Source organism: Streptomyces sp. SID14478, assembly GCF_010548525.1.
In the GTDB taxonomy this organism is placed as follows: Bacteria; Actinomycetota; Actinomycetes; order Streptomycetales; family Streptomycetaceae; genus Streptomyces.
Genome location: NZ_JAAGMG010000993.1, coordinates 1 through 9,007, shown reverse-complemented (window position 1 = coordinate 9,007; position 9,007 = coordinate 1). Strand labels below are relative to the sequence as shown.

Here is a 9,007-nt window from a genome sequence, read left to right as displayed (position 1 = left end):
CCGCGAGCGGCTGGACAACGGTGAGCAGCGCGGCGGCCGCGGCGTACGCGGCGGCCCGTCTGTGCGGGAGGGAACGGGGGCGGCTCAAGGCGTGAACTCCTCGCGGAATCAGGGCTCTTGGGAGGGCGGAACCGGCATGCGGGGAGGCGGCACCGGTCCGCCGCGTGACCGTACCGCTTGCAGGATCCTTGCTGCAAGACTTCCGCAAGACGCAGAAAGAACTTTCAGCAACAGCCTTGACGCGACCGGTTCAACTCCCCCACGCTCACGGTGCGTTGCTCGATCCCCGCCCTCGCAGACCGGCGGGATCCCCCCATTTCAGGAGCCGCACATGAGCATGTCCCCCACACCTCCCCCACGGGCACGGCGCCCCCTCGCCACCGCGCTGGCCGTCGGCGCGCTGGCACTGGGCGGCGTCGTCACGCTTCCCACCCCCGGAGCCGCCGCCGACACGGGCGCCCCGAACGGCGACGTCATCGCCAACCTGTGGCAGTGGAACTGGAAGTCGGTCGCCAAGGAGTGCACCGACACCCTCGATCCGGCCGGATACGGCGCCGTGCAGGTCGCCCCGCCCGAGGAGTCCCTCCGGCAGGCCGACTTCTACTGGTGGGACGTCTACCAGCCCTACTCGTACGCGCTCGACAGCCGCTTCGGCAGCGCCGCCGACTTCAAGTCGATGATCGACACCTGTCACGGCGCGGGCATCCAGGTCTACACCGACGCCGTCATCAACCACACCGCCGCGCAGACCGGAACCGGCTACGCGGGCACCACCCTCGGCAACAGGTACGACACCCCGGACTTCGACCCGGCCGACAGCGACGACTGCACGAAGACCATCGCCAACTGGTCGGACCAGCACGAGGTCCAGCACTGCGAACTGCTCGGCATGCCCGATCTCGACACCGCCGAACAGGGCGTGCGGGACAAGATAATCGGCTTCCTCAACAAGCAGATCGACCTGGGCGTCGACGGCTTCCGCGTGGACGCCGCCAAGCACATCGAGACCGGCGACCTGAGCGCGATCGTCGGGGCCCTGCACAAGACGGCCTCGGGTGCGGCCCCTTACGTCACCCAGGAGGTGTACCCGGGCAATCCTCCGGCCGTCGGCGACTACTACGCCAACGGCGACGTCCTGGACTTCACCTACGCCGCCGCGATGAAGTCCCAGTTCGGCGGCGGCGACATCGCCAACCTCGCGTCGTTCGGCAGTAGTTGGGGACTGGCGGACGAAGAGCACTCCAACACCTTCGTCACCAACCACGACACCGAGCGCAACGGCTACACCCTCAGCTACAAGGACGGCGCCACCGCCACCCTCGCCAACGTCTTCCAGCTGGCGCGGGGCTACGGCCGCCCGTCGGTCTACGCCGCCTGGAACTTCGACCAGAGCGACCAGGCGCCGCCGAACGACGGCAACGGCTTCGTGACCGACACGGACTGCGCCGGCGGCTGGACGTGCCTGGACCGCGACACGGCCGTCACCGGCATGGTCGGCTGGCACAACGCCGCCGCGGGCGCCGCCGTCACCGACTGGCAGTCCCCGGCGTCGAACGTCATCGGGTTCGGCCGGGGTTCCGCGGGCTTCGTCGCGCTCAACAACAGCTCCGCGGAGAACACCTTCACGTACACGACGGGCCTGCCAGACGGCACGTACCCGAACGACATCGACGGCGGCGCCACGTCCGTCACCGTCTCCGACGGCAGGGCGACACTGACCGTGCCCGCGAAGTCGGCGGTCGCGTTCCACGCCACGCGTTAGGGCCGGGAGCGGGAGCGGGGGCCGGTGACGACCGGCCCCCGCTGCCGTGTGCGGGTCAGGTCGTCTCCCACCACACGGTGGTGTCGGCCGGCAGCTCGACGCGGCCGCTCTCGACCGCCACCGGCGCGGAGGACAACAGCACCCGGCCGGGCGCGGCCACCCGGACCGGCTCCCCCGTCGTGTTGACCGTGCACGCGAACCCGGGGCGCGCGAAGGACAGCACCCCCTCGGGGGCGTCGTCGCGCCAGGTCACGCCGTCGCCGGCGCCGAGGCCCGGCTGGGCGCGCCGCACCGCGAGGGCCGAGCGGTACAGCTCCAGGGTGGAGCCGGGGTCGCCGGTCTGCGCCTCGACGCTCAGCTCCCCCCAGCCGTCGGGCTGCGGGAGCCAGCTGCCGCCGTCGCCGAAGCCGTACGAGGACCCCGCCCTGGTCCACGGGATCGGCACCCGGCAGCCGTCGCGGAAGCCGTCCTGCCCCTGGGCCCGGAAGAAGGAGGGGTCCTGGCGGGCCTCGTCGGGCAGGTCGGTGACGTCCGGCAGGCCCAGCTCCTCACCCTGGTAGACGTACGCGGAACCAGGCAGCGCCAGCATCAGGAGCGTGGCGGCGCGGGCCCGGCGCAGGCCGAGCGCGCGGTCGCCGGGGGTGCGGATCTGGGTGCCGGCCGGCGGGTTGGCGTACCGCGTGGCGTGCCGGGTCACGTCGTGGTTGGACAGGACCCAGGTGGCCGGGGCGCCGACGGGCCGCATCGCGTCGAGGGTGCTGTCGATGATGGCGCGCAGTTCCGTCGCGTCCCAAGGAGCCGACAGGTACTGGAAGTTGAAGGCCTGGTGCAGCTCGTCGGGGCGTACGTAGTGGGCCGTGCGCTCGACGGTGGGCGTCCAGGCCTCGGCGACGAAGATCTTGTCGCCGTCGTACTCGTCGAGGAGGGTGCGCCACGAACGGTAGATGGCGTGCACGCCGTCCTGGTCGAAGAACGGCATGACGTCGTTGCCGAGGAGCTTCACCTGGTCGTGCGTGCCGAGGTCCGGCAGGCCCGGCGCCTTGACCAGGCCGTGCGCCACGTCGATGCGGAAGCCGTCGACGCCCATGTCGAGCCAGAAGCGCAGGATGGAGCGGAACTCGTCGGCGACGGCCGGGTGTTCCCAGTTGAAGTCGGGCTGCTCGGGCGCGAAGAGGTGCAGGTACCACTCGCCGTCGGCGAGCCGGGTCCAGGCGGGACCGCCGAAGATGGACTCCCAGTCGTTGGGCGGAAGTTCACCGTGCGCGCCCTTGCCGGGGCGGAAGTGGTAGCGCTCGCGGGCCGGCGAGCCGGGGCCCTCGGCGACCGCACGCCGGAACCACTCGTGCTGGTCGGAGGAGTGGTTCGGTACCAGGTCCACGATGACGCGCAGGTCGAGCGCGTGCGCGTCGCGGATCACCCCGTCGGCGTCGAGGAGCGTGCCGTACCGGGGGTCGACGGCACGGTAGTCGGCGACGTCGTAGCCGCCGTCGGCCTGCGGGGAGGCGTAGAACGGCGACAGCCACACCGCGTCCACGCCGAGGTCGCGCAGGTGGGGCAGGCGGCGGCGGATGCCTTCGAGGTCGCCGGTGCCGTCGCCGTCGCTGTCGGCGAAGCTGCGCGGATAGACCTGGTAGATGACCGCGTGCCGCCACCAGTCGGCGCTCTCGCGGGTCGTGGTGGCGAACGCCGGGGACTCGTCCGTGGAGTGCTGAGTCATGGTGTCCTTGCTGCGTGAGGGAGGCTGCGTGCGCACAGCCGGCAACTGGTGAGTGTCCGAGGGTCGTTCAGCCCTTGGTGCCGCCCGCCGTCAGGCCGGTGACCAGGTGCTTCTGGACAAGGTAGAAGAAGGCGGTGACGGGGACGGCGATCAACACCGCGGTGGCGGCCATCAGACCCCACTGGGCGTCGTGTTCGCTGATGAAGCTCTGCAGGCCGACCGCGAAGGTGTACTTGGAGTCGTCGAGCAGGAACGTGGACGCGAAGGGGACCTCGGCGAACGCGGTGATGAAGCTGTAGAAGGCGGCGACCGCGATGCCCGGCTTCGCGAGCGGCAGGATCAGCCGGTAGAAGGTGCCGAACGGCGAGAGCCCGTCGATGCGCCCCGCCTCGTCGATCTCGACGGGGACCGTGTCGAAGTACCCCTTCATCAGCCACGTGCAGTACGGCACGACGGTGGTGCAGTAGGCGAGGACCAGGCCCAGGTAGCTGTCGACGAGGCCGAGTTCGGCGAAGATCTCGTACATCGGCACGATCAGGACGGCGATGGGGAACGCCTGCGTGAGCAGCAGCATCCACATCAGCGGCTTGTAGCCGGGAAAGCGCATCCGGGACACGGCGTACCCGGTGGTCGCGGCGAACAGCACGCCGATGACGGTCGTGCCGAGCGACACGATCAGCGTGGAGACCATCCAGTCGAAGAACCCGGTGTGCCGCAGGACGTGCGCGTAGTTGTCGAGGGTGGCCTTGCCGAAGATGTCGCCGGGGTGCAGGTAGTCGTCCTTGTCCGGGCCGAGGGACAGGTACACCAGCCAGACGATGGGGAAGAGCGCGACCAGGCTCGCCACGGCGAGCACGCCGTGCGAGAACACCTTGACGCCCGGGCCCGGTTCACCGCGCCGCCGTACCCGGCGCGTGTCCGCCGCCGGCTTCCCGGGTGCGGAGCGCCGGGCGGGGGCCTTCGGGACAGAGGCAGTCGTGGTGCTCATGGTGGTGGCTCCTGCGGCGTCAGACGGCGAGCTGCTCATTGCGCCTCAACCAGCGGTAGTAGAAGGACGTGAAGACGGTCAGGATCGACAGCAGCAGCACCCCGTACGCGGCCGACTGCGCGAAGTCCCGCGGCTGCTGGCCGAAGCCCAGGCGATAGGCCCACGTGACGAGGATCTGGGCGTCCGGCGCGGTGTTGCCGAACAGCAGGAAGATGATCGCGAACTGGTTGAACGTCCAGATGACGCCCAGCAGGACGACGGTGGAGCTGACCGACCTGAGGCCCGGCAGGGTGATGTGGCGGAAGCGCTGCCAGGCGCTCGCGCCGTCCATCTCCGCGGCCTCGTACAGGGAGGTGTCGATGGACTGCAGGCCGCCGAGCAGCGAGATCATCATGAACGGCACCCCGCACCACGTGTTGACGAGGATCGCGGCGACGCGCTGGAAGAAGGGGTCCTCCAGCCACTCGGGCTGCGGCAGGTGGAGCGAGCCGAGGGCGGAGTTGATGATGCCGGAGTCGGCGAGCATGATCCGCCACGCGAAGACGGTGACGAACGTCGGCACGGCCCAGGGCAGGATCAGCATCAGCCGGTAGAAGGTGCGCCCGCGCATCTTCTGGTTGAGCAGCAGCGCGAGGCCGAGCCCGATGCAGTAGTGCAGGGCGACGCAGAGCGCGGTCCACACGACGGTCCACACGAAGTGCGACCAGAAGCGGTCGTAGGAGGACGGGCCCCACAGGATGTCGGCGTAGTTGTCGAGGCCGATGAACTTGTAGGTGGCGTCGATGTGGTTGACGCCGATGGTGCGGGCGGAGTTGAGGCTGTTGGCGTCGGTGAGCGTCAGGTAGAGGCCCCGCACCAGGGGGTAGCCGACGAGGACGCCGAGGACGACGACGACCGGGGCGATCATCGCGTACGCGTACCAGTACCTGCGGTACGAGTCCTTGAAGCGCTGGAGCGGTCCTGGGCGTGGCGGGCGGCTCTTCGTGGCCGGTCGTTCGGCGGCAAGGGTCATGCGGGGCACCTTCTGAGTCGGGCGGCGGCGCGGCGGCGCCCGGTTCGCGCGCTTCCCCTGGGGGCGCGAACCGGGCTCCGTGGAGGACTACTTGGAGAAGTCGGGGACGAGCTTGGCGAAGGACGTCACCAGGCTGTCCAGGCCCTTGTCCAGGGACTCCTTGCCGGTGGCGACCTTCGGCAGTTCCTGGTCCATCGGCGTCCACAGCGAGCTGTACTCGGGCAGCTCGGGGCGCGGCTGGGCCGCGGTGAGCACCTTCTGGTAACCGGCGATGCCGGGGTCGGCGGTGACCTTCGCGGTGTACGCGTCCGCGCGCGTCGGCAGCGTCGAGTTCTTCAGGGCGATCTGCTCCTGCGTCTTCGCCGACGTCATCCACTGCACGAACTTCAGGGACGCGGTCTGGTGCGCCTTGTCGGAGCCCGCGTACACGGAGAGGTTGTGGCCGCCGGTCGGGGCGCCCGCCTTGCCCGCCGTGCCGGCCGGGACCGTGGCGATGCCGAGGTTGGCCTTGTCCTTGAACGCGGAGCCCTTGTAGAAGTTCGTGATCTCCCACGGGCCCTGGATGATCGAGGCGACCTTGCCGGTGACGAAGGCGTCCTGGATGTGGGCGTACGCGTCGGCGGTGGCGTCGGCCTTGTGCAGGCCCGTGCCGTTGAAGAGGCCCTGCCAGGTGGTGAGGCCCTTCTTGGCCCCGGCGGAGCCGATGGTGATCTTCTTGCCGGTGGCGTCGACGGTGTCGGTGCCCTCGCCGAACAGGAACGGCTGGGCGTAGTAGCCGGCCGTGGAGCCCCAGTAGCCGTCGGCGCCGGTCTTGTCCTTGACCTTGGCGGCGTCCGCCTTCAGCTCCTCCCAGGTGGTGGGGGCCTGGGCGATGCCCGCCTTCTTGAAGAGCGCCTTGTTGTAGACGAGGGCGAGGGTGTCGGTGACCAGCGGGACGCCGTAGGTCTTGCCGTCGAACTGGGCCTGCTTGATCAGGCTCGCCTGGAACTTGCCCTGGTCCGCGAGGGCCTCGGTGCCGTCCAGCGGCAGGAGGTAGCTCTTCTTCGCGAACGCGGGCGTCCAGCCGACCTCGGCGCGCAGCACGTCCGGTGCGCCGCTGGCGCCGGCGGCGGTGTCGAACTTGTTCTGCGCCTGGTCGAAGGGCACGTTGGTGTACTTCACCTTGATGGTGGGGTTGGCCTTCTCGAAGTCCTTGACCAACGCCTTGTACGTGGGTGCCTCGTTGGTGGCGTTCGACGTGTCCCACCACGTGATGGTGACCGGGCCCGACGCCTTGCCGCCGTCGTCGTCGCTTCCGCCACAAGCCGTCGCCGCGAGTGCGAGGGACGCCACCACCGCGGTGGCCGCTATGCCACGCCGCATGAGATCTCCTAGAGGGTGAAAGCCCGTGTGTGGGCGGGGAGAGGTCCCGTCCGCCCCCCGCCTGCCGGCCCTGGCCGACGTGCCGACCGCGCCGTTGCTGCCGCCGGGCGACGTGAACGTAACAGCGCAGCAAGCCCGGCGAAAGACCTTGCAGCAAAAAATTGCAGCCATGGCGGCGAGTTGCCGCTCCATCACCGGCAAGAGGGCACATGAGATGGGGAGTTATGCCCGCTTATCCTGCACTATGCCGCTCTGCAAGGCCCTGCAAGCTCTTGCCACATGGCGGTCACCCGGGGATCATCGGGAGCCTTGCCCCAGGACGTCCCTCAAGGAGTGCGATGACGCAGCTGCCCGCACGGGCTGCCAGGCGACCGGCCCAGTCCCCACCCGCGACCGCGCGCCTCGCCGACATCGCGGCGCAGGCCGGGGTCAGCGAGGCGACGGTCAGCCGGGTGCTCAACGGCAAGCCGGGCGTCGCGTCGGCCACCCGCCAGTTGGTGCTCGCCGCACTCGACGTGCTGGGCTACGAGCGGCCCGTGCGGCTGCGGCAGCGCAGCGAGGGCCTGGTCGGCCTGATCACCCCGGAGCTGGAGAACCCGATCTTCCCGGCGCTCGCCCAGACCATCGGGCAGGCGCTGACCCGGCAGGGCTACACACCGGTGCTCGCCACCCAGACCCCGGGCGGCTCCACCGAGGACGAGCTCACCGAGATGCTCGTCGACCGGGGGGTGAGCGCCATCATCTACGTGTCCGGGCTGCACGCGGACACCACGGCCGACACCCAACGCTACGAGCAACTCCGGGCGCAGGGCGTGCCGTTCGTGCTCGTCGACGGGTTCTCGCCGAAGGTGCAGGCACCGTTCATCTCGCCGGACGACCGGGCCGCGATGCAATTGGCCGTCACCCATCTCGCGTCGCTGGGCCACAGCCGGATCGGGCTCGCGCTCGGTCCGAAGCGCTTCGTGCCGGTGCAGCGGAAGACCGAGGGGTTCCTGCGCGCGATGCAGGACCGTTTCGGCCTGTCGCCGGACGCCATCGAGCGGGACCTCGTCCAGCACTCGCTGTACACCTTGGAGGGCGGCCAGGCCGCGGCGTCCGCGCTCCTCGACCGCGGTTGCACGGCGCTCGTCTGCGCCAGCGACATGATGGCGCTCGGCGCGATCCGGGCGGCACGCCGGCGCGGCCTGGAGGTCCCCGACGACGTCTCGGTGGTCGGCTTCGACGACTCCCCGCTGATCGCCTTCACCGATCCGCCGCTGACCACCGTGCGCAAGCCCGTGCAGGCGATGGGCCAGGCCGCCGTCCGTGCGGTCCTGGAGGAGATCGGCGGCACCCCGGCACCGCACACGGAGTTCGTGTTCATGCCCGAACTGGTGGTGCGCGGTTCGACGGCGTCGGGCCCGGCGGTCACGGGCCGGATCTGACGCGCGGGTCTCCTCGTGCGACGCCCCGGGGCGACGGGCCCGGGTCCACGGCCTGGTGACCGCGGGGTGCCCGGCGGATGATGGGGTCTGCGTGGTCGGTCACCCGGGGTCGCCTCATCCCACCGACCGCTCACTCACCTGCCCGAAGGGACCCTCTTGCGCGTCGCGATCCTGGCCGACGACCTCACGAGCGCGGGGGACGGCGCGGCCCCGTTCCGGAACGCGCGCGTCCTGTTCGCACCGCCGGCCTCCCCTCTCCCGGACGAGGCGGGCGTGCTCGCCTTCGCTCTCGACACCCGTGGCGTCGACGAGCGGCACGCGGTGGCGCGCACCGAGGCGGCGGCCCGGCTCGTCCGGCCCGCGGACCTGGTGCTGAAGACGGTCGACTCCACGCTGCGCGGACACCTGGCCGCGGAGATCCGGGCCGCGTGGCGGGGCTCGGGGCGCGGCTCCGTGATCGTCGCGCCCGCGTTCCCGGCGCAGGGCAGGACCACGGTCGGCGGTGTCCAGTACGTCGACGGCGTCCCGGTCCATGAGAGCGCGTTCGGTCGCGATCCGGTGCATCCGGTGCGCTGCTCGGACCTGAGGGACCTGCTGCCCGAGGCGCTCCGCACGGTCCCGGGCGCGGCGCCCGGGACCGCGGCGGGCGGCATGTTCGTGTGCGACGCGGTGAGCGACGCCGACCTGGACGGCCTCGTGGCATCGGTGCCGCGCGCCGACGACGTGCTGTGGGTGGGGTCGC

At 70.7% G+C, this 9,007-nt stretch carries 7 protein-coding genes; 3 read left to right on the top strand and 4 right to left on the bottom strand.

Translation table 11 applies throughout. The annotated features are described in order from the left end of the window. The first annotated feature begins 331 nt into the window (after nt 1–331). Nucleotides 332–1,762 (top strand): alpha-amylase family protein, encoded by a 1,431-nt coding sequence (locus G3I40_RS32285; protein WP_239092070.1) that lies wholly within the window; start codon nt 332–334, stop codon nt 1,760–1,762. A gap of 55 nt (nt 1,763–1,817) precedes the next feature. Here the strand turns inward: G3I40_RS32285 and G3I40_RS32280 are convergent, their stop codons facing one another. The 4 genes from G3I40_RS32280 to G3I40_RS32265 form a co-directional block, all read right to left on the bottom strand. Then, on the bottom strand, nt 1,818–3,479 hold the full coding sequence (locus G3I40_RS32280) for a glycoside hydrolase family 13 protein (protein ID WP_164306167.1): 1,662 nt from the start codon (nt 3,477–3,479) through the stop codon (nt 1,818–1,820). A gap of 67 nt (nt 3,480–3,546) precedes the next feature. Further along, complete coding sequence (locus tag G3I40_RS32275) at nt 3,547–4,467, bottom strand: sugar ABC transporter permease (protein ID WP_164306166.1); 921 nt, start codon at nt 4,465–4,467, stop codon at nt 3,547–3,549. 19 nt (nt 4,468–4,486) lie between these two features. Then, on the bottom strand, nt 4,487–5,479 hold the full coding sequence (locus G3I40_RS32270; RefSeq protein ID WP_164306165.1) for a sugar ABC transporter permease: 993 nt from the start codon (nt 5,477–5,479) through the stop codon (nt 4,487–4,489). Between the two features lie 87 nt (nt 5,480–5,566). Beyond that, on the bottom strand, nt 5,567–6,841 hold the full coding sequence (locus tag G3I40_RS32265; RefSeq protein WP_164306164.1) for an extracellular solute-binding protein: 1,275 nt from the start codon (nt 6,839–6,841) through the stop codon (nt 5,567–5,569). Between the two features lie 338 nt (nt 6,842–7,179). Here G3I40_RS32265 and G3I40_RS32260 point away from each other — a divergent pair, with 338 nt between their 5' ends. Both G3I40_RS32260 and G3I40_RS32255 read left to right on the top strand, forming a co-directional pair. Beyond that, nucleotides 7,180–8,265 carry a LacI family DNA-binding transcriptional regulator gene (locus tag G3I40_RS32260; protein ID WP_164306163.1) on the top strand — a complete coding sequence of 362 codons (1,086 nt, stop codon included), beginning with the start codon at nt 7,180–7,182 and terminating at the stop codon, nt 8,263–8,265. A gap of 156 nt (nt 8,266–8,421) precedes the next feature. After that, a partial coding sequence (locus G3I40_RS32255; RefSeq protein WP_164306162.1) for a four-carbon acid sugar kinase family protein occupies nt 8,422–9,007 on the top strand: 586 nt, incomplete at its 3' end.